This window comes from Streptomyces sp. URMC 123 (assembly GCF_051386515.1).
Classification (GTDB): Bacteria; Actinomycetota; Actinomycetes; order Streptomycetales; family Streptomycetaceae; genus Streptomyces.
Genome location: NZ_JBPQTV010000105.1, coordinates 1 through 19,513, shown reverse-complemented (window position 1 = coordinate 19,513; position 19,513 = coordinate 1). Strand labels below are relative to the sequence as shown.

The following is a 19,513-nucleotide window of genomic DNA, read 5'->3' as shown; positions in this document are numbered from 1 at the left end:
GCTCTGGTGGGGGGGAAGGGGCCCTCGTTAGGTTGGGCACTGCACGTACTGAGCAGTCGCTTGCGCGGGAGGTCGTTGATGAAGTCCCACGACGGGATGTACATAGCCGGTGAGTGGCGGGTCCCCGTGGGGCGGGACGCGATCGACGTGCGGAACCCCGCCGACGAGCAGATCATCGGCAGCGTTCCCGCCGGGAGTGCCGAGGACGTCGACGCCGCGGTGACCGCCGCGCGGGAAGCGTTCCCGGGGTGGGCCGCGACGCCGCCCGCCGAGCGCGGCGCCCGGATCGCCGCGCTGCGGGACGCGCTCGCCGCCCGCCGCGACGAGATCGCCGAGACGATCACCGCCGAGCTGGGCGCGCCGATCGGGTTCGCCGGCGCCGTCCACGCCGATCTGCCGATCGCCGTGGCCGGCTCGTACGCGAAGATGGCCGCCGAGCACTCCTTCGAGGAGCGGATCGGCAACTCCACCGTGCTGCACGAGCCCGTGGGCGTCGTGGGCGCGATCACGCCCTGGAACTACCCGCTCCACCAGATCGTCGCCAAGGTCGCCCCCGCGCTGGCCGCGGGCTGCACCGTGGTGCTCAAGCCCGCCGAGAACACCCCGCTGGTCGCCCAGCTGTTCGCCGAGGCGGTGCACGCGGCGGGCCTGCCGGCCGGCGTGGTCAACGTGGTCACCGGCCTCGGCCCGGTCGCCGGCCAGGCGCTGGCCGAGCACGAGGGCGTGGACCTCGTCTCGTTCACCGGCTCCACCGCCGTGGGCAAGCGCATCGGAGCGATCGCCGGCGGCGCCGTCAAGCGCGTGGCGCTCGAACTCGGCGGGAAGTCCGCCAACGTGCTGCTGCCCGGCGCCGACCTGGAGCGGGCGGTGCCGCACGGCGTCGCCAACGTCGTCCGCAACGCCGGCCAGTCCTGCAACGCGCTGACCCGGATGCTCGTGGACGCGGCCCGCTACGACGAGGCCGTCGAACGCGCCGTGGCCGCCGCCGAGTCCTTCGTACCGGGCGACCCGAGCCACCCCGACACCCGGCTCGGCCCGGTGGTGAGCGCGGCCCAGCGCGACCGCGTGCGCGGCTACATCGAGCGCGGCGTCGCCGAGGGCGCCCGGCTGGCCACCGGCGGCCCGGAAGCCCCCGAGGGCCTGCCGCACGGCTACTACGTGAAGCCGACCGTGTTCGCCGACGTCACCCCGGACATGACCATCGCCCGGGAGGAAATCTTCGGGCCGGTGCTCAGCGTGCTGCGCTACGAGGACGTGGAGGAGGCGCTGCACATCGCCAACGACTCCGTCTACGGCCTCGCGGGCGCCGTCTGGGCTGCCGAGGAGACCGAGGCGGTGGCGTTCGCCCGCCGGCTGCGGACCGGGCAGGTCGACATCAACGGCGGCCGGTTCAACCCGCTGGCGCCCTTCGGCGGCTACAAGCAGTCGGGCGTCGGCCGCGAGCTGGGCCCGCACGGGCTGCTGGAGTACCTCCAGACGAAGTCGCTCCAGCTCTGACCGACGCCGGCCGGCCGGACCCCCGCGGCCCGACACCCGAGAGCCGGCCGGACCCCCGCGGGCCGACCGGAACCGCGGCCCGGCACCCGGAACCCGACCCGGACCCCGAGGAGAGACGCCATGATCCGTGCCGCCGTGCTGCCCGCCGTCAACGCGCCCCTGGAGATCACCGGGATCGAGCTGCCCGAGCCCGGCCCCGGGCAGGTGCGGGTGCGGGTCGCGGCGGCCGGCGTCTGCCACTCCGATCTGTCCCTCTCCAACGGCACCCTGCGGCAGCCGGTCCCGGCCGTGCTGGGCCACGAGGGGGCGGGCACCGTCACCGCCGTCGGACCGGGCGTGGAGCGGGTCGCGCCCGGCGCCCCCGTGGTGCTCAACTGGGCGCCCTCCTGCGGGGACTGCCACTTCTGCCGGCTGCGTGAACCGTGGCTGTGCGCCAACGCCCTGGCCGGCGCGGCCACCCCGTACGCCCGCACCGAGGACGGCCGCGAGCTGCACCCGGGCCTGGCCACCGCGGTGTTCGCGGAGGAGACGGTCGTCGCCGAGAACGCCGTACTGCCGCTGCCCGACGGCGTACCGCTCACCGAGGCGGCGCTGCTCGGCTGCGCGGTGCTCACCGGCTACGGCGCGGTCCACCACAGCGCCCGGGTGCGGGCCGGCGAGTCGCTGGTGGTCGTCGGCGTGGGCGGGATCGGGCTGGCCGTCCTGCAGTCCGCCCGGATCGCCGGCGCCGGGCCGGTGATCGCCGTCGACGTCTCCCCGCACAAGGAAGAACTGGCGCGCGCGGCCGGCGCCACGGAGTTCCTGCCGGCCGGGGACGGCACCGCGCGCCGGGTGCGGGAGCTGACCGGCGGCCACGGCGCCGACGTGGCCGTCGAGTGCGTGGGCCGCGCCACGACGATCCGCACGGCGTGGGAGTCCACCCGGCGCGGCGGCCGGATCACGGTCGTCGGCATCGGCGGCCGGGACGAGACGGTGACGTTCTCGGCGCTGGAGCTCTTCCACTTCGGCCGTACGCTCTCGGGCTGCGTCTACGGCAACTGCGACCCGGCGCGGGACCTGCCGGTGCTGGCCGACCACGTCCGCGCGGGCCGGCTGGACCTCGGCGCCCTGGTGACCGACCGGATCGGCCTCGACGGCATCCCGGCGGCGTTCGAGGCGATGCTCGCGGGCCGGGGCGGCCGCTCCCTCGTCGTCTTCTGAGAGCTGTCGACAACAGGCTCCGGGCGGTCGCTCAGCGTCACGGTAGGGTGAACGACCGCCGGTGGAGTGGCCGCCGGCGGTCGCGGGAACGGGGCGGAACATGGGCGCGGAGGCGGAGCCGGGCGGGGCCGAGTGGGCCGACATCACCCCCGACGCCGCCCGCCGGCTGGTCGTCGCCGCCGTCGAGGCGTTCGCCGAGCGCGGCTACCACGCCACCACCACCCGGGACATCGCCGGCCGGGCCGGAATGAGCCCGGCCGCCCTCTACATCCACTACCGCACCAAGGAAGAGCTGCTCTACCGGATCAGCGGCGTCGGCCACCGGCTCGCGCTGGACATCCTGCGGACCGCGGCCGACGCCCCCGGCACCCCCGCCGAGCGCCTCGCCACCGCCGTACGGTCCTTCGTCCGCTGGCACGCCGAGCACCACACCACCGCCCGGGTGGTCCAGTACGAGCTGGGCGCGCTCGGCCCCGAGCACTACGCGGAGATCGTCGCGCTGCGGCGCCGGACCGACGAGGCGGTGCGCTCGATCATCGAGGACGGGGTGCGCTCGGGCGACTTCGCGGTGCCGGACGTGCCCGGCACCGCGCTCGCCGTGCTCTCCCTCTGCATCGACGTGGCCCGCTGGTTCGACGCGGAGGGCCGCCGCACGCCGGCGGAGGTGGGGGAGCTGTACGCGGACCTGGTGCTGCGCATGGTCCGGGGGGACGCGCCCGGCACCCCGTGAACGGCCCACGCTCCCGGTGAACAGCCCCCGTGAGGAGCCCACTCACTACGTGAACAGCCGGCTGACCGTCTCCGCCACGCACACCGGCTTCTCCCCGCCCTCCCGCTCCACTGTCACCGCCAGCGTGACCTGCGCCCCGCCCTCCACCTCCCGCACGTCGAGGATGCGCGCAGCGGCCCGCAGCCGCGCGCCCACCGGCACCGGGGCCGGGAAACGCACCCGGTTGAGCCCGTAGTTGACCCCCATCCGGACCCCCTCCACCCGCATCAGCCGCGGCACCAGCGCCGGCAGCAGCGACAGCGTGAGATAGCCGTGCGCGATCGTCGTGCCGAAGGGGCCCTCGGCCGCCCGCCCGGGGTCCACATGAATCCACTGGTGGTCGCCCGTGGCCTCGGCGAAGAGATCGATCCGCTTCTGGTCGACCTCCAGCCAGTCGCCGGGCCCCAGTTCCGTGCCGACCGCCGTGCCCAGCTCGTCGAGCGATGTGAACACCCTGGGTGACGCCATCGTCCGCCTCCTGTCCGATGCGATGGGCCGGTCTCCCGACCGGCCGCGTACAGTCGTGAACGTGCCCCAGATTCCCACCGGCGTATCCGAACTGACAGTCGGCCAGCTGTCCGCACGCAGCGGCGCGGCCGTGTCCGCCCTGCACTTCTACGAGGCCAAGGGCCTGATCCACAGCCGCCGTACGAGCGGCAACCAACGCCGCTACGGCCGTGACGCCCTGCGCCGGGTGGCGTTCATCCGCGCGGCACAGCGCGTCGGCATCCCGCTCGCCACCATCCGGGCGGCGCTCGCCAAGCTGCCGGAGGAGCGCACCCCCACCCGGGAGGACTGGGCCACCCTCTCCGAGACCTGGCGCACGGAGCTGGACCAGCGCATCAGTCAGCTCAGCCGACTGCGCGACCACCTCACCGACTGCATCGGATGCGGCTGTCTGTCGTTGGACAAGTGTGTGCTGACCAACCCGGACGACACGTTCGGCGAGACCAGGAGCGGTTCCGCCCTGCTCGTGGAGCGGCGAACGGGCTGATCGGGCGGCCCCGGCGACGAGCCGCCGGCCGCCGGCCCGCGCAGTCGCGGGCCGGCGGATCGAGCAGGGAGGCGTAACGGATGAGTGTCCGCCGCGTGGACGGGGACGTAAGAGACGTGACGCGAGACGACTACGACACGCGAACCCACGCCGCGGAGGCGGCCGGAGCGTTTCTGGACGCTCAGCGGGACCGGAAGAACGTCAAGCCGGTCAACCCCTGCGCCCCCTGCTCCGCCACCGGTTCGACCCGCCGCTACATCACGTCCGGCGGGTCGGCGGTGAAGCACGCCCCCTGCAACTGCTGTGACGGACGCCGCGAGCACCGCGACGGGCCCTGCCCCGAGCAGAAGGGAAACCGACCATGACCTGCCCCAACGGATGCGGGAACCTCACGTACACCACTGGCGAGAACGGCACCTACTACTACTGCCTGAGCTGCGGGTACCAGACGGAGCCGCAGTAACGACCCCCGGCGGTCGTCGGGGGTGTCGGGGGTCGTCCAGGTCGCGTCGGGGGGCGTCCGGGCCGTGGCGGCCGTGGGCGTGGGTCGGCCGGAACCGGTACGGGAGCCCCGGGGGACAGCCAGGGATCATCAGGGGGCCAGTGGGGTCAGCGGGGCGCCGCCGCGGCCGCCGCGCCGACCGCCTCCCGGCGGGCGCGCCGGGCCCGCGTCACCGCACCGGGCGTCAGCACCGGCAGCGGTACGAGGATGCCGCAGCTCGTGCACACCGGCCCGGAACGGGGTTCGTGCTCCAGGTCGTCGCGCCACACCAGCCGCGGACCGCCGCAGACCGGGCAGGAGTCGCCCGGCTCTGACTCCAGCGCCCGGATGAGGCTGCGCAGCACCTCCGCGAGCGGCGCCGACGGGTGCACCAGCGGGTCGTCGCACCAGGCGACCCCCCGGCCGCCCCAGGTCAGCCGGTGCCAGTCGTCGAGGGCGCTCGGCTGCCGCACCCCCTCGTGCTTCTCCCGCCGGCGCCGGGCGGCGAACTCCGCGTCATAGGCCAGCCAGACCGCCCGCGCCTCCTCCAGCTCCTCCAGGGCGGCCACCAGCCGGGCCGGGTCGGGATGGCGGTCCTCCGTACCGATCCCGGCCCGCTCGCACAGATGGTGCCAGGTGGCCCGGTGCCCGTACGGCGCGAACCGCTCCAGGCACTTGCGCAGGCACGTACGGCGCTGCGCGGCGACATTCCGAGGGTTGCGCACCTCTCGGGCGAGACTTCTGAAACCGGCCATCGCATCCCACCTCCGTCGCTCGACACTTCGGCATTCGCACTGCTGCGATGTGGAGTGGACGTGGTGGATCGCGATTCGGCTCCATCGAATTTCTCCCGGCGTCCTCAAGGGCGCGGCGGCCGCCCGATCCGCCCGGCGGCCAGCACGATCCGCGCCAGTTCCTCATGACAGATGTCGCTGTGCGCGCCGGTGGGCGGCGACCCCCGCCGCACGACGGCCGCCGCGTCCACGCTCACACACCCGCTACCCGGGAACGGCCCGCCCAGTGCCTCCTCCAGCGACAGCCGCCGCGTTCCGGCCACCGCCTGGATGCCGTTCCCGCCCATCGCGCCCCAGCGCTCCTCCAGCCCCAGCACGCCGTGCGCGTCCCCGGACAGCCGGGAGGCCAGCGGATAGAGCACCCGCAGCGAGGTGTCGTGCCGGGAGTGACAGGCCACCACGGGCCCGTCGACGCGGTCGGGGGCGCCCCGCAGCGCGCCGGAGCGGCCGGGCTCGTGCGGCAGCCGGGGCGCGAACGCGTAGTGCGAGAAGGCGCCCTGGAGCAGGGTGACCGACTTCACGCAGCGCACGCCCTCGGGCAGGCCGCGCAGCGCGAAGGACACCAGCCGGCCGCCGAAGCTGTGCCCGGCCAGGTGGACCCGCAGATCGGGCGCCGCCTCGGCCAGTTCGCCCAGGGCGGGGCCGAGGCCGCGCTCGCCGACCGTGCCCGCCCGGCGCTTCATCGCGTAGTACGTCGCCTGGCGCAGCATCTCCCGGGCGCCGTGCCAGAGCCGGTCGAGCAGCGAGGCGCCGAGCGAGGGCACCAGCCCCTCCGCGCCCGGGTCGGCGGTGCCGGCGCCGGTCTCCTCCAGGGCCGCCGCGAAGACGTCGCACACGGCGACGGGGTCGTCCACGAGCATGGCCGGCGGCCGGTCGTCGCCGCCGGCCGCGCGCGTCTCCGCGGTGTCCGTGCCCGTGCCCGCCTCGCCCGCGGTGTCCGTGCTCGCGTCCGCCCCGCCGGTGGGGCCCGTCTCCGTCTCCGCCGTGGGGTCCGCCTCCGCTGTGGTGTCCGCGGCGAACCCCGCGCCCGGGCTGTCCGGCGCCACCGTCACCAGGCGCCGCACCAGGCCCGCGAACTCCTCCAGCGCCGCCTCTGAACCGGGCCGCTCGTCGAGCAGCGCCGCCAGCCGGTCGACGGTCTCCGCCTGCCCCGGGAAGGCGTCCGCCAGGGCCCGGCGCACCCGCAGGTCCAGCGACGGGCGCATGATCGCCGCGGCCGCCTCCCGCGAGACCGCCGTGGGGTCGAAGTCCGGAATCGACTCGTCGCCGAACCGCATCGACGGCCACACCGCCCCGGCGTAGCCCAGCCGCACCCCCTCCCCGAGGTGCTCGGGGAAGAACCGGAAGAACCGCCCGTACAGCCGGGTCGCCATCGATCGGTCGTTGTTCCAGCCGTGCGCGAAGACCAGCAGATCCGTGAGGTCGCCCCGCGCGGCCTCCCGGCAGAGCCGGTCCCGCTGACCCGGCGAGACGTCCCCGTCCGCGTCGAACATCACCTCCCAGTAGGGAGCGACCGTGATGCCGGTGCCCGTGCCGCTGATGCCCGCCATGGTGTCCCCCGGGGCCGGTCCGATGTGCGCGCATCATCCCAATGGCGCTCCCCGGCTGACCATACGTCGGTCGACCCCAATCGGCTCACGGCTCCCTCTCAGCGCCCCCGGTACAGCAGATGCTCCGCCCGTACGCGCCGGAACGCCGTCAGTCCCTCCTGCCAGGCGGCGACGACGTCGTCCGGGCCCGCGCCCGCGTCCACCAGGGTGCGGACCGTGGCCGAGCCGGTCAGCTTGTCGATCCAGTGGTCCGCCCGCCAGGCGAAACCGCTCCACACCCGCTTCGCCGTGACCAGCAGCGCGACCCCGGTGCGCACCGGGTCGTACGCCGCCCGGTCGTGCACATGGAGCTGCACCCCGCCGCAGGTCTTCCCCTGGAACTTGGAGAAGGTGGGCGTGAAGTACGCCTCCCGGAAGCGGACGCCCGGCAGCTCCAGGGCGTTCATCTCCGCCGCCCACCGCCGGTCCACGCCCTCGGCGCCCAGCAGTTCGAACGGCCGGGTCGTGCCGCGCCCCTCGGACAGGTTCGTGCCCTCGAACAGGCAGGTGCCGGCGTACACCAGGGCGGTGTCCGGGGTCGGCATGTTGGGGCTGGGCGGCACCCAGGGCAGCCCGGTGCGGTCGTGGAAGTCGCCCCTGCGCCACCCCGCCAGGGGGACGACGTCGAGCTCGGCGGCGCGGCCCGCCACGCGGGGCACGAACGCGGCGTTGAACAGCAGCGCGAGCTCGCCCACGGTCATGCCGTGGGCCTGGGCGATCGGCTCGCGGCCCACGAAGGTGGCGTACGCGCGGTCCAGCACCGGGCCGTGGGCGGCGCGCCCGGTCACCGGGTTCGGCCGGTCCAGCACGACGATCCGCTTGCCGGCGAGCACGGCGGCGACCATGCAGTCGTACAGCGTCCAGATGTACGTGTAGAAGCGGGCGCCCACGTCCTGGATGTCGAAGACCACGGTGTCGGCACCGGACTCGGTGAAGACGGCGGCCAGCGCGGCCCCGCTCTTGCCGTACGTGTCGTACACCGGCAGCCCGGTCGCCGGGTCGGTCGACTTTCCCTCGGAGCCGCCCGCCTGGGCGGTGCCCCGGAAGCCGTGCTCGGGGCCGAAGACGGCGATCAGGTTCACCCGGTCGTCGGCGTGCATCACATCGACGATGTGGGTGACGTCGGCGGTCACTCCGGTCGGGTTGGTGACCACGCCGACGCGTCGGCCGGCCAGCCGGCGGTAGCCCTCGGCGGCCAGCCGGTCGAATCCGGTGCGGACCCGCCGGCCGGTCGCCGGCGCGGCGTGGGCGGCGTCGGTGGCGTGGGCGACCCCGGTGGCGGCGGCGACCCCGGCCGTGCCGGCGGTCACGGCGCCGGCGGCGAGCAGACTCCGTCGGGACAGCGAAGCGGGTTCCATGCGGCGCACGCTAGCGCGCGCCCACCGCCGCGAGAACGCGCCGGGCCGCGCGTTTTCCCGCCACGGTGCCGCTGCGCGACGGAGAGCCCACCCGCCGCCGCACCCCGTCGGGCCCGTGTGCGGCAGGGGCCCCGGGCGCCAAGGGGGCCGGGAACGCCCCCTTTTCGCAGACATACCGACTGGTTAGTCTGCGCGCAGCAGCCGAGCCGAAGGAGCCGCGATGGTGAGGACATGGCGCGACGCGGGGGTCGTGGTGACCGGCGGAGGCGGCGGCATCGGCGCCGCCCTCGCGCGCCGGTTCGCCGCCGAGGGGGCGCGGGTCGTGGTCAACGACCTCGACGCCGCCAAGGCGCGGGCCGTCGCCGAGGAGATCGGCGGCACGGCGCTCCCCGGCGACGCCTCCCGGATCGTGCCCGACGCCCTCGACGCCCTGGGCGGGGCGGTCGACGCGTACTTCGCCAACGCCGGCGTCGGCGCGGTCGGCGGCCCCGAGGCGGACGAGGAGCAGTGGGGGCTCGCCTGGGACGTCAACGTCATGGCGCACGTCCGGGCCGCCCGCGCCCTGCTGCCCGGCTGGCTGGAGCGCGGCGAGGGCCGCTTCGTGTCGACCGTCTCCGCCGCCGGCCTGCTCACCCTCGTCGGCTCCGCCTCCTACAGCGTCACCAAGCACGCGGCGCTGGCGTTCGCCGAGTGGCTCTCGATCACCTACCGGCACCGCGGCATAGCCGTGCACGCGGTCTGCCCGCAGGGCGTGCGCACGGACATGCTGGCGGCCACCGGAGCCGTCGGCGACCTCGTGCTCCGGCCGACCGCGATCGAGCCGGAGCAGGTCGCCGACGCGGTGGCCGAGGGCATCGCCCAGGAGCGGTTCCTGATCCTGCCGCACCCGGAGGTCGGCGCGTACTACGCGCAGCGCGCCGCGGACCCGGAGCGCTGGCTCCAGGGGATGAACCGGGTCCAGCGCACGCTCGACGGCGTACGGGCGGGGGAGGGCGCGTGAGCGAGACCGAGCGCACCGGCCCCACCGGCGCCACGGGCGGCTCCCCGTACGCCGCCATGCCCTGGCTCGCCCACTACTCCGCGGCCATGCGCGCGCCCGTCCGGCCGCCCGAGACCGTGCTGCACGCCTTCCTCGACGCGGTGCGCCGCGTCCCGGACCGCACGGCGCTGGCCTACTTCGACGGCCGGCTGAGCTACGCCGAGGTCGACCGGCTCTCCGACGGCGTGGCCGGCCATCTGGCGCGGCGCGGCTTCGGCCGCGGCGACCGGCTGGCGCTGATGCTGCAGAACACCCCGCACTTCGTGATCGCGCTGCTCGGCGCCTGGAAGGCGGGCGGCGTGGTCGTGCCCGTCAACCCCATGTACAAGGAGCGCGAGGTCGGCCATGTGTTGGCCGACGCCGAGGTCACCGCGCTGGTCTGCGAGGACCGCGCCTGGGCGGGCCATCTGCGCGGGGTCGCGGCGGGCTCCGCCGTCCGCGTCGTGCTGACCGCCCGCCCGCACGACTTCCAGACCCGCGACGACCCGCGCGTGCTGCCACGCGAACGCCCGGAGCCGGCGGCCGACGCCGACGACCTCCTCGCCGTGGCCCGTGCCGGAGCCGATGACCGTACGAGCGCGGGCACGGACGGCCGTACGAGTGCGGGCAGCCGTACGGGTGCCGAAGCCGATCGCCGTACGGGCACGGGCAGTCGTACGGGGTCGGGCGCGGGCAGTCGTACGGGGTCGGGCGCGGGCAGTCGTACGGGCGCCGCCCCCGCACCCGTACCCCTCCGCTCCTCCGATCTCGCGCTCATCAGCTACACCTCCGGCACCAGCGGCCTCCCCAAGGGCGCCATGAACACCCATGGCTCCATCGCCTTCAGCGCCGAGGCCCAGCGCCAGGGGAGCGAGCTCGACGACGGCGCCGGCGTCTTCGTGCTGGCCCCGCTGTTCCACATCACCGGCATGGTGTGCGAGCTGGCCGCCTGCGTCCTCAACGCCGGCACGCTCGCCCTCGCCTACCGCTTCGAACCGGGCGTCGTGCTGGACGCGTTCCTGGAGCACCGGCCGCACTTCACCGCGGGCCCCGCCACCGCGTACGTGGCGCTCTCCGCCCACCCGGGCGCCACCCGCGAGCACTTCGCCTCCTTCCGGGTGCTCGGCTCGGGCGGGGCCGCCGTGCCCGCCGCGCTGGTCGAGCGGTTCGGCGCGGAGTTCGGCCCGTACCTGCGCCAGGGCTACGGGCTGACCGAGTGCTCCGGCGCCTGCGCCAGCGTCCCGCCCGGTCTGCGGGCCCCCGTCGACCCGGTCACCGGCGCCCTCTCCGTCGGCCTGCCCACCCCGGGCGCGCGCATCCGCGTCCTCGATGACGAGGGCGCGGAGGTGCCGCTCGGCGAGCGCGGGGAGATAGCGGTGGCCGGCCCCCTGGTCGTGCCCGGCTACTGGCGGCAGCCCGAGGCCACCGCCGCCACCTTCCCCGGCGGCGAACTGCGCACCGGCGACATCGGGTTCATGGACCCGGACGGCTGGCTCTACGTCGTCGACCGCAAGAAGGACATGATCAACGCGTCCGGCTTCAAGGTGTGGCCCCGCGAGGTCGAGGACGTCCTCTACACCCACCCCGCCGTGCGCGAGGCCGCGGTCGTCGGGGTGCCGGACGCCTACCGCGGCGAGACGGTGAAGGCGTACGTCAGCCTGCGCCCCGGCCGCGGCGCCGAACCCGAGGAGCTCGTGGCCCACTGCGCCCAGCGGCTGGCCGCGTACAAGTACCCCCGGGTCGTGGAGATCCTGCCGGAGCTGCCGAAGACCAGCAGTGGGAAGATCCTGCGACGGGAACTGCGCCCCCGCGACCCGGCGGGCGGCACCTGACCCGCGGCACAGCGGGCGCGGCGGAGCGGGAAAGACCGGAAGGCGGGTGGCGGCCATGGCCGAAGCGACGGTGGACGAGCAGCGCGTTCCCGCGCCGCGACCGACGGTGCCGCGGCGGCTGCTCGCGGCCGCCACCCGGCTCTTCGCCGAGCGCGGCTACGACCGCACCTCCGTCCAGGAGATCGTCGAGGCGGCCGGGGTCACCAAGGGGGCGCTCTACCACTACTTCGGCTCCAAGGAGGATCTGCTGCACGAGGTGTACGCCCGCGTGCTGCGCCTGCAGCAGGAGCGGCTCGACGCCTTCGCCGACGCCGACGCGCCGGTGGAGCGGCGGTTGCGCGACGCGGCGGCCGACGTGGTGGTCACCACCATCGAGCACCTGGACGACGCCACGATCTTCTTCCGCTCCATGCACCAGCTCAGCCCCGAGAAGAACCGGCAGGTGCGGGCCGAACGGCGGCGCTACCACGAGCGGTTCCGGGCGCTGGTCGAGGAGGGCCAGCGGGCCGGCGTGTTCAGCACGGCGACCCCCGCCGACCTCGTGGTGGACTACCACTTCGGGTCCGTCCACCACCTGGCGAGCTGGTACCGGCCCGACGGCCCGCTCTCCCCCCGGGAGGTCGCGGACCACCTCGCGGACCTCCTGATGCGCGCGCTCCGCCCCTGACGAGCGGGGCGTTCACCCGTCCGTGGCCGCGGGGGCCGTTTCCGTGCAGCAGTGGGAGCGAAGTGGTGCGGGCGGCGCTCGCGATCGCACATGACGGGTGTGACTTCGGTCACCCGAGGGGAAGGAACGGTCGTCCGCTGAGCGGACGCCCTCGCGGCGGGCCAGCTCAACACCCCTTTCTGGGCATGTGTTCGGGCATCGAAACTACGCAGCGTCCCCATTCATGATCGCATGGTGATTTTTTCTCGGGTGCGCGTGAGTGTGGCGGGCCGGAAAACGACAGGGTGGTCGTGAGGGCCCAACAGGGCCCCGGTGCGGACGAGTTCGCCCGTACCCGGAACACGCACCGATGAAGAGACCCCCTGTGATGATCACTGCAACCCGGAGGCCCACGTGAGTGATGGCGATGTCGGAGCCGGCGTCTCGCCCCAGGACGGCGCGCCGGGTCACCCGGTGGACGAAGAGCTCTGCCTCCCCCTGGACTTCGAGGGCTTCTACCTGGGCCACCAGGAGTTCTTCCACGCCTTCGCCGAGATCCACCTCGGCAGCCGCCGCGCCGCGGAGGACGTGGTCCACCAGGTGTTCCTGGAGATCCTCGGCGGCTGGGACCACCTGCTCCAGGCCGGGGACCTGGAGCAGCGGACGCTGGCGGTGCTGCACCGCAGCGTCGCCGACCGCCTGGAGCGGGAGGGCCGGAAACCGGCGTTCGTCATCAACGGGCCGATAGCCCGTGCGCTGCGCGCCCTGCGCGAGGCCCGGGGCAAGCTGGAGATGCTCGAGAGCAGCAACGGCCTGTACGAGGCGATCGCCGAGCTGCCGCCCCGGCAGTTCACGGTCATCGCGCTGCGCCACCTGCTGGGCTACGAGACCTCCCGGATCGCCCGCTTCATGGGCCTCCACGAGCGGACGGTGGACTACCACGGCCGCCGGGGCAGGGAGCGGCTGAGGGCGCAGTTGGGGCTCGCCGCCGGCCCCGCGGCGGCCGAGAAGGGCCCGGGGCACGGCGGCGCGGGAGCGGGGCGCGACGGCGAAGGAGCGGGGCAGTGACCACCATCGACGAGCTGTTGGCCGGCGCCGCCGTGCCGACCTCGCCCTCGGACTCGTTCGACGTCGCCAAGGCGCTGCGCCGGCTGGCGGCGGACGCCACGCGGGCCGCGCCGCCGCCGGACATGGCCCGGGCGGCCGAGGCGGGCCAGCGGCTGGCCGTGGTCTGCCGCTGGATACTGAACCGGCCCGACGCGGCCGTGCACGTGCGACGGCTGGCCACGGACACCGACGACACCGAGCGCGGCGAGGAGTACCTCGACGTCGACGGCGCGCTGGTCTTCGCGTGCCTGCTGTATCTCACCGGGCACCCGGAGAGCGCCCAGTTCTGGTGGCAGCTGGCCGCCGGGGCCGGCAACCGGGCCGCCGCGTACTGCCTGCACCTGCACCATCTCGCCCTCGGCGAGAGCCGCGAGGCACAGCACTGGCTGCACCAGGTCACCCACAGCGCCCTCGACTCCGAGGCGCCCGACACGGAGTTCCTCGCCTGCCTGGAGGCGGCCGCGCTCTACGTGCGCAGGAACGGCTCCGCCGCGAGCCCCCCGACGGGGCGGCTGGAGATGGAGGTCGACCGCCTGGCCACCGGCGGCCCCTGCATCATCGTCCGCCCGCCCGACCGCCGGCTGGCCGACTGGCTGCACGACTTCATCCGCCGCTGCCGGCCCGCCGCCGATCCGCCCCGCTGCCCGACGCCGCTGCCGGCCGGCCGCGGCGGGCACCGAACGGACCCCGCACGACGCCCCCGAGGAGAGGACCGCCCGCCATGTCCGACAGTCGTGAACAGCCGCCCGGCCCCGCGGTCCGCGCCCGCGTGCGGCGCCTCCCACGCCGCCGCGCCGGCCGCCGCCGGCGAGCCGCGCTCGCCCACCTGCTGCGCGGCGTCTGCTACGGCATCGGCACGGGCCTGATCAGCCTCATCACGTTCTACGTCCAGCAGCGGCTCTAGGACGCTGCGCGCCGCGGGGAGCGGTCCTGGGGGCCCTCGGCGGGGCACGGCCCGGGCGGCCGGCTCCTCGGCGCGGAGGCACGGAGCGGCCGCCCCAGCGGCCCGCGGCCGGGGGCGGCCCCTCTGTGGGCCGGGGCCCGCAGGGAGCCCCCGGCGGGGCCCGGTCCGGAGGACGCTCCCGGTGGGGCGTGCCCCTGGGGTTGAGCGCGTCCCGTGATCGCGCCCCCGCGCGGGGCGGCCGCCCCCAGCGGCCCGCGGTCCTGGGGTGGGCCCTCGGCGGGGCGTAACCCGGCGAGGAGCGCGCCCCGCGGCTGCGGCCCCAGCGGGGATGCCCCCCTCCACGGGGGTCCGCAGGGAGCCCCCGGCGGGCCCGTCCGGAGGCGGCCCTCGGCGCTCCGGAGGACGCGCCCGGCGGGGAGCGCGACCCGCGGCTGCGCCCCCGCCGGGCGCAGCCCGAAGGCGCGCCCTCCGCGGGGCGCCGCGCGGGCGGGGTCCTCAGGGGGAGACGTTCCGCGCCAGCTCGCGTCGTGCCAGTGAACGCTGGTGGACCTCGTCCGGGCCGTCCGCAAGCCGTAGCGTCCGCGCGGCCGCCCACAGTTCCGCCAGGGGGAAGTCCTGGCCCACCCCGCCGCCGCCGTGCAGCTGGACCGCGCGGTCGAGGATCTCCACCACCGCCCGTGGGGTGGCGATCTTGATGGCCTGGATCTCCGTGTGCGCGCCGCGGTTGCCGACCGTGTCCATCAGCCAGGCGGTCTTGAGCACGAGCAGCCGCAGCTGCTCGACGGTGACCCGCGCGTCCGCGATCCACTCCCGCACCTGGCCCTGCCGGGCGAGCGGCTCGCCGAACGCCGTACGGGTCCGGGCCCGTTCGCACATCAGCTCGATGCCGCGCTCGGCCATGCCGATCAGCCGCATGCAGTGGTGGATGCGGCCCGGCCCCAACCGTGCCTGGGCGATCGCGAAGCCGCCGCCCTCCTCGCCGATCAGATGCGAGGCCGGCACCCGGACCCCGTGGAAGACCACCTCGGCGTGGCCGCCGTGGTGCCGGTCCTCGTAGCCGTACACCCGCAGGGCGCGCCGGATCTCCACCCCGGGGGTGTCCCGCTCGACCAGCACCATCGACTGCTGGCGCCGCGGGTCCGGGTGCCCGGGGTCGGTCTTGCCCATCACGATGAACACCCGGCAGTTCGGGTCCATCGCCCCGGAGATGTACCACTTGCGGCCGGTGATCACATAGCCGTCGCCGTCCCGCTCGATCCGCGTCTCGATGTTCGTGGCGTCCGAGGAGGCGACCTCCGGCTCGGTCATCGCGAAGGCCGACCGGATCTCGCCGTCGAGCAGCGGCCGCAGCCAGCGCTCGCGCTGGGCCGCGCTGCCGAACTGGGCGAGCACCTCCATGTTCCCCGTGTCCGGGGCGGCGCAGTTGAGGGCGACCGGAGCCAGGTGGGGGCTGCGGCCGGTGATCTCGGCGAGCGGGGCGTACTGGAGATTGGTGAGCTCGGCGCCGTACTCCGTGCCCGGCAGGAACAGGTTCCACAGCCCCTGCCGGCGCGCCTCGGTCCTCAGCTCCTCGACCACCGGCACCGGGCCCCACGCCTCCGGCAGCCGCTCCCGCTGCTCCGCGGCGACCGGCTCGGCGGGCAGGACGTGCCGGTCCATGAAGGCCAGCAGCCGGCCGCGGAACTCCTCGGTGCGGGCGTCGTACGCGAAGTCCATGGCCGCTCAGCCCTCCCGCAGGGTCGTCAGTCCGTGGTCGATGAAGACCGGCACCAGCGTGCCGATCCGGTCGAAGCCCGCGCCGACGGTGCGGCCCAGGGTGTGGCGGTAGTGGATGCCCTCCAGGATCACCGCGAGCTTGAAGTGGGCGAAGGCGGTGTACCAGGCGATCGCGCCGGTGTCCCGCCCGGACCGGGCGGCGTAGCGCTCGACCAGCTCGGCGGCGCCCGGATGGCCGGGCGCGCCCGCGGCCGTGCCCACGGGGGAGTCCGCGACGCCCAGCGGCGTGCCGTACATCACCAGCAGGCCCAGGTCCGTCAGCGGATCGCCGAGCGTGGACATCTCCCAGTCCAGCACCGCCCGTATCCGGTCGTCCGGGCCGACCAGCACGTTGTCGAGACGGTAGTCGCCGTGCACCACGGTGGGCGCCGGCGAGGCCGGCAGCGCCCCGCCGAGCCGCTCGCGCAACTCGTCGATGCCCGGCAACTCGCGGCTGCGGGAGGCGTCGAGCTGCTTGCCCCAGCGGCGCAGCTGCCGCTCCAGGAAGCCCTCCGGCCGCCCGAAGTCCCCGAGCCCCACCGCGCCCGGCTCCACCGCGTGCAGCTCCACCAGGGTGTCCACCAGCCCCAGCACGAGGTCCCGGGTCCGCTCCGGCCCGATGCCGGCCAGCTCCTCGGCCGTCCGGTACGGCGTGCCGGCCACGAACTCCATCACATAGAAGGGCACGCCCAGCACGTCCGGGTCCTCGCACAGCAGCACGGTCTCCGGCACCGGCACGGCGGTGCCGTGCAGCGCCCGGACGACCCGGTGCTCGCGCGCCATGTCGTGCGCGGTGGCCAGCACATGGCCCAGCGGCGGCCGCCGCACCACCCAGCGGCCGGTGCCGTCGGTGACCGCGTACGTCAGATTGGACCGGCCCCCCTCGATCAGCTCCGCCCGCAGCGGCCCGCGCACCAGCCCCGGGCGCTCCCGCTCCAGAAAGCCGCGCAGCCGCTCGGGATCAAGGCCGGGCGGATGCTGCTCCTCGCTCATCGCGTGCTCCTCCGTGGGGACGTGCGTGGAGACGTACGGACCCGCCGCGACCGAACAACGCTCCTACGGGGCCGGGTCGGTGCGCCTCATCATGCCGACCAGTCGGTATGGCGTCCAGAGGGCGTTCCCGCCCGTCCCGCCGGGCCCGGCCGCCCCTCGATCGAGCCGGGCGCCCGGCCGGTCGGCGTCCCGGCGCCTCGGCGCACACGCGGACGCCGAGGCGCGGGGACGGCCTCAGGCGTGGCAGGCCACCGGCACGCCACCGTTCATCGTGGTCATGTCGCCGAACACGGCCGCGATGTCCAGCGGCTCGCCCGGCACCGCGCCGTCCGCCTCCGCGTAGGCCCGGTGCAGATTCGCCACCAGCCGCTCGCTCTCGCGCAGCGCCGCGAACTCGCCGAGGTCGGCGCCGCGCGCCGCCTCCAGGGGCGTACGGCCCGCGGCCCGCGCCTCGCCGGCCAGCGCGGCGACGTACCGCAGATACCGCTCCACCGTGTCGAACACGCCCGCGTCCGTCACCCGGCCGTGCCCCGGCACCACGACCCGCGCGTCGAGCGAGCGCAGCCGCTCCAGCGCGGCCAGCGAGCCGCTGAGCGAGCCCTGCGGCACGAACGGCGTGCCCCCGTTGAAGATCACGTCACCGGTGAACAGCACCCGCTGCTCGGGCAGCCACACGACGGTGTCGCCCACGGTGTGGGCGACCCCCGGGTGGATCAGCCGCACCTCGATGTCCCCGACGTGGACGGTGAGCTCATCGGTGTACGTGATCTCCGGCGGGGTGATGGTGATGTCGCCGAAGTCCACCGACGGCCAGAAAGCGTGCAGCTGGTGCCCCGCGGCCAGCACCTCCCGGCGGCACGCGGCGTGCCCCACGACCGTCGCCTCCGGGGCGAACACGCCGTTGCCGTACGAATGGTCGCCGTGGTGATGGGTGTTGACGATCGTGCGCGGCAGCGGCGCGCCGCTCGCCAGCACGGCCTCGCGCAGCCGCAGCGCGCGGCGCTCGGTCGCGGCGGTGTCGATGAGCAGGGTGCTGCGGCCGTCGCTCACCCAGCCCGCGTTGTTGAGGCACCAGCCGCCGTCCGGCTGGACATAGGCGTGCACGTTCGGCGCGAGCTCCACGGCGTACGGCTCGGTTTCGGGCGTGTCGTCCGTGGCGTGCGCCGCGGCGGTGACGGGCATGGGCCCCTCTCCCTGCTGCTGATTACGGTACTTTTCGGGCCGTACCAGCATGCCAGGAGCGCCGCCGGGGCACGAGGGCGGGCCCCGCGCTCGGCGCGGCGCCCGCTGGGGGGGTTCACATCAGTGATCGTCCCAGTGCCCGTCGTGGGCGGCGTGCCGGTGTCCGTCGTGCACGTAGTCGACGTGGTCGCCGTGGGGCACGGGCGGGTGGCCGCAGCCGTCCCCGTGCTCGTGGTCATGGCCGGAGTGCTCGACGTGACCCGTCGGCTCGCACTCGTCCCAGTGGCCCTCGTGCGCCTTGTGCAGATGGCCGTCGTGGGCGTAGTCCACGTGGCCGCCGTGCGAGAAGGACTCATGGCCGCAGGTGGGGCCATGGGCGTGCTCGTGTCCGGTGTGCTCCGCATGGGTTGCCGTCATCGCGCTCACCTGATCCGTGTCGGCCTGCCCGCTGACATCTTCAGCGTAGTCCGGTACGGGGTGGTATTTCACCGGGCGGGCGGTCGGCGGCGGTTTGCGCGGGGACGCTACGCGTCCCGGTCGCCACGGTCTGTCACGGGGTCGTCCGATGCGGGCGCGGCTCGCCGGGCGCGGTCCGCCGGGCGCGCAGTCGATGGAACGCGGCCAGCCCGTCCGGGACCCACTCCCACTCCGTGAGCCGCCGGTCGAGCTCCTCGTCGGTGAGGAAGGCGTGCCAGGCCACCTCCTCGACCTGCGGGTTCACCGGCAGGTCGCAGCGGACCTCGTAGACGGACGACCACCATCTGTGCTCGGGCGTCTCGTAGAGGAACTTCAGCACCGGCACGGGCGCGGGCAGCCCCGACACGCCCAGCTCCTCCTCCGCCTCGCGCAGGGCGGCCTCGTCGTACGACTCGCCGGCGCCGACGACGCCGCCGACGAACATGTCGTACAGCGACGGGAAGACGAGCTTGTGCGCGGTGCGGCGGTGCACGAAGAGGCGGCCCGCGGGGTCGCGGGCCGCCACGAATACGCAGCGGTGGCGCAGGCGGTTGGCCATCGCCTCCCCTCTCGTGGCTTGGCCCACGACCCGGTCGTGCTCGTCGACGATGTCCAGAACCTCGTCCGCGGACATATCCCCTCCACTCGCGTCGGCGCGACGCGCCCGTTCACGTCGCGTGCGACGCTAGCGCGAACCGCGCCCCCCTTCTCCGACGCGACCTCGATCTCCCCGCCCCACAGGGGCGGGACGCTCTCCCGCCCTTCGGCGCGCCCCCTTTCCAGCCCCTTGGGGGGCGACCCCCCTCCCCACCCCGGAGGGGCGGGGCCTTTGCCCCGGCCTTCGGCCGTCAGGAGCTTTTCCCGCCCCTTCGGGGCGAACCCTCCGCAGGGCGGGGCGCTTTCCAGCCTTCGGTGCGAAGCCCCCTTTTCCCGCGCCG

The 19,513-nt window shown here is 75.0% G+C and carries 19 protein-coding genes; 10 read left to right on the top strand and 9 right to left on the bottom strand.

Translation table 11 applies throughout. The features are described 5' to 3' along the window. Positions 1–78 precede the first annotated feature (78 nt). The 3 genes from ACSNOD_RS14930 (at position 79) to ACSNOD_RS14920 (ending at position 3,427) form a co-directional block, all read left to right on the top strand. A complete protein-coding gene (locus ACSNOD_RS14930) occupies positions 79–1,497 on the top strand; it encodes an aldehyde dehydrogenase family protein (RefSeq protein ID WP_436767394.1) in 1,419 nt (472 codons plus the stop codon). Between the two features lie 120 nt (positions 1,498–1,617). After that, a complete protein-coding gene (locus ACSNOD_RS14925) occupies positions 1,618–2,697 on the top strand; it encodes a Zn-dependent alcohol dehydrogenase (protein ID WP_436767393.1) in 1,080 nt (359 codons plus the stop codon). A gap of 100 nt (positions 2,698–2,797) precedes the next feature. Next, positions 2,798–3,427, top strand: coding sequence for a TetR/AcrR family transcriptional regulator (locus ACSNOD_RS14920; protein ID WP_436767392.1), 630 nt, complete (start codon positions 2,798–2,800; stop codon positions 3,425–3,427). Positions 3,428–3,472: 45 nt separating this feature from the next. Here the strand turns inward: ACSNOD_RS14920 and ACSNOD_RS14915 are convergent, their stop codons facing one another. Continuing rightward, positions 3,473–3,934, bottom strand: a complete 462-nt coding sequence (locus tag ACSNOD_RS14915; protein WP_436767391.1) for a MaoC family dehydratase — start codon at positions 3,932–3,934, stop codon at positions 3,473–3,475. A 61-nt stretch (positions 3,935–3,995) separates the two neighbouring features. On the opposite strand from ACSNOD_RS14915, the gene soxR reads away from it, so the two are divergent. Then, on the top strand, positions 3,996–4,460 hold the full coding sequence (soxR, locus tag ACSNOD_RS14910) for a redox-sensitive transcriptional activator SoxR (protein WP_436767390.1): 465 nt from the start codon (positions 3,996–3,998) through the stop codon (positions 4,458–4,460). 116 nt (positions 4,461–4,576) lie between these two features. Further along, positions 4,577–4,825 (top strand): hypothetical protein, encoded by a 249-nt coding sequence (locus ACSNOD_RS14905; RefSeq protein ID WP_436767389.1) that lies wholly within the window; start codon positions 4,577–4,579, stop codon positions 4,823–4,825. 244 nt (positions 4,826–5,069) lie between these two features. On the opposite strand, the gene ACSNOD_RS14900 is transcribed toward ACSNOD_RS14905, so the two are convergent. From ACSNOD_RS14900 to ACSNOD_RS14890, 3 genes are all read right to left on the bottom strand, one after another. Continuing rightward, a complete protein-coding gene (locus ACSNOD_RS14900) occupies positions 5,070–5,696 on the bottom strand; it encodes a hypothetical protein (RefSeq protein ID WP_436767388.1) in 627 nt (208 codons plus the stop codon). A 104-nt stretch (positions 5,697–5,800) separates the two neighbouring features. Next, complete coding sequence (locus tag ACSNOD_RS14895) at positions 5,801–7,285, bottom strand: serine-threonine protein kinase (RefSeq protein ID WP_436767387.1); 1,485 nt, start codon at positions 7,283–7,285, stop codon at positions 5,801–5,803. A gap of 98 nt (positions 7,286–7,383) precedes the next feature. Further along, positions 7,384–8,682: an exo-beta-N-acetylmuramidase NamZ family protein gene (locus ACSNOD_RS14890; RefSeq protein WP_436767386.1), complete on the bottom strand. Its 1,299-nt coding sequence runs from the start codon at positions 8,680–8,682 to the stop codon at positions 7,384–7,386. A 220-nt stretch (positions 8,683–8,902) separates the two neighbouring features. Here ACSNOD_RS14890 and ACSNOD_RS14885 point away from each other — a divergent pair, with 220 nt between their 5' ends. The 5 genes from ACSNOD_RS14885 (at position 8,903) to ACSNOD_RS14865 (ending at position 14,151) form a co-directional block, all read left to right on the top strand. Beyond that, positions 8,903–9,682, top strand: coding sequence for an SDR family oxidoreductase (locus ACSNOD_RS14885; protein ID WP_436767385.1), 780 nt, complete (start codon positions 8,903–8,905; stop codon positions 9,680–9,682). Between the two features lie 56 nt (positions 9,683–9,738). Further along, positions 9,739–11,532 carry an AMP-binding protein gene (locus ACSNOD_RS14880; protein WP_436767395.1) on the top strand — a complete coding sequence of 598 codons (1,794 nt, stop codon included), beginning with the start codon at positions 9,739–9,741 and terminating at the stop codon, positions 11,530–11,532. A gap of 55 nt (positions 11,533–11,587) precedes the next feature. Beyond that, positions 11,588–12,199 (top strand): TetR/AcrR family transcriptional regulator, encoded by a 612-nt coding sequence (locus ACSNOD_RS14875; RefSeq protein ID WP_436767384.1) that lies wholly within the window; start codon positions 11,588–11,590, stop codon positions 12,197–12,199. A 393-nt stretch (positions 12,200–12,592) separates the two neighbouring features. Beyond that, positions 12,593–13,246: a sigma-70 family RNA polymerase sigma factor gene (locus ACSNOD_RS14870; protein WP_436767383.1), complete on the top strand. Its 654-nt coding sequence runs from the start codon at positions 12,593–12,595 to the stop codon at positions 13,244–13,246. Next, positions 13,243–14,151, top strand: coding sequence for a hypothetical protein (locus ACSNOD_RS14865; protein ID WP_436767382.1), 909 nt, complete (start codon positions 13,243–13,245; stop codon positions 14,149–14,151). Before ACSNOD_RS14870 ends, ACSNOD_RS14865 begins: the two co-directional genes overlap by 4 nt. Before the next feature lie 533 nt (positions 14,152–14,684). Here ACSNOD_RS14865 and ACSNOD_RS14860 read toward each other — a convergent pair. The 5 genes from ACSNOD_RS14860 to ACSNOD_RS14840 form a co-directional block, all read right to left on the bottom strand. Further along, positions 14,685–15,905 (bottom strand): acyl-CoA dehydrogenase family protein, encoded by a 1,221-nt coding sequence (locus tag ACSNOD_RS14860; RefSeq protein ID WP_436767381.1) that lies wholly within the window; start codon positions 15,903–15,905, stop codon positions 14,685–14,687. 6 nt (positions 15,906–15,911) lie between these two features. Further along, a complete protein-coding gene (locus tag ACSNOD_RS14855) occupies positions 15,912–16,937 on the bottom strand; it encodes a phosphotransferase family protein (RefSeq protein WP_436767380.1) in 1,026 nt (341 codons plus the stop codon). 234 nt (positions 16,938–17,171) lie between these two features. Further along, the gene (locus tag ACSNOD_RS14850; RefSeq protein WP_436767379.1) at positions 17,172–18,119 is read right to left on the bottom strand and encodes an MBL fold metallo-hydrolase; all 948 of its coding nucleotides are present in this window, start codon (positions 18,117–18,119) and stop codon (positions 17,172–17,174) included. 120 nt (positions 18,120–18,239) lie between these two features. After that, on the bottom strand, positions 18,240–18,536 hold the full coding sequence (locus tag ACSNOD_RS14845) for a hypothetical protein (RefSeq protein ID WP_436767378.1): 297 nt from the start codon (positions 18,534–18,536) through the stop codon (positions 18,240–18,242). Positions 18,537–18,669: 133 nt separating this feature from the next. Next, positions 18,670–19,209, bottom strand: a complete 540-nt coding sequence (locus ACSNOD_RS14840; RefSeq protein WP_436767377.1) for an NUDIX hydrolase — start codon at positions 19,207–19,209, stop codon at positions 18,670–18,672. Positions 19,210–19,513 lie beyond the last annotated feature (304 nt).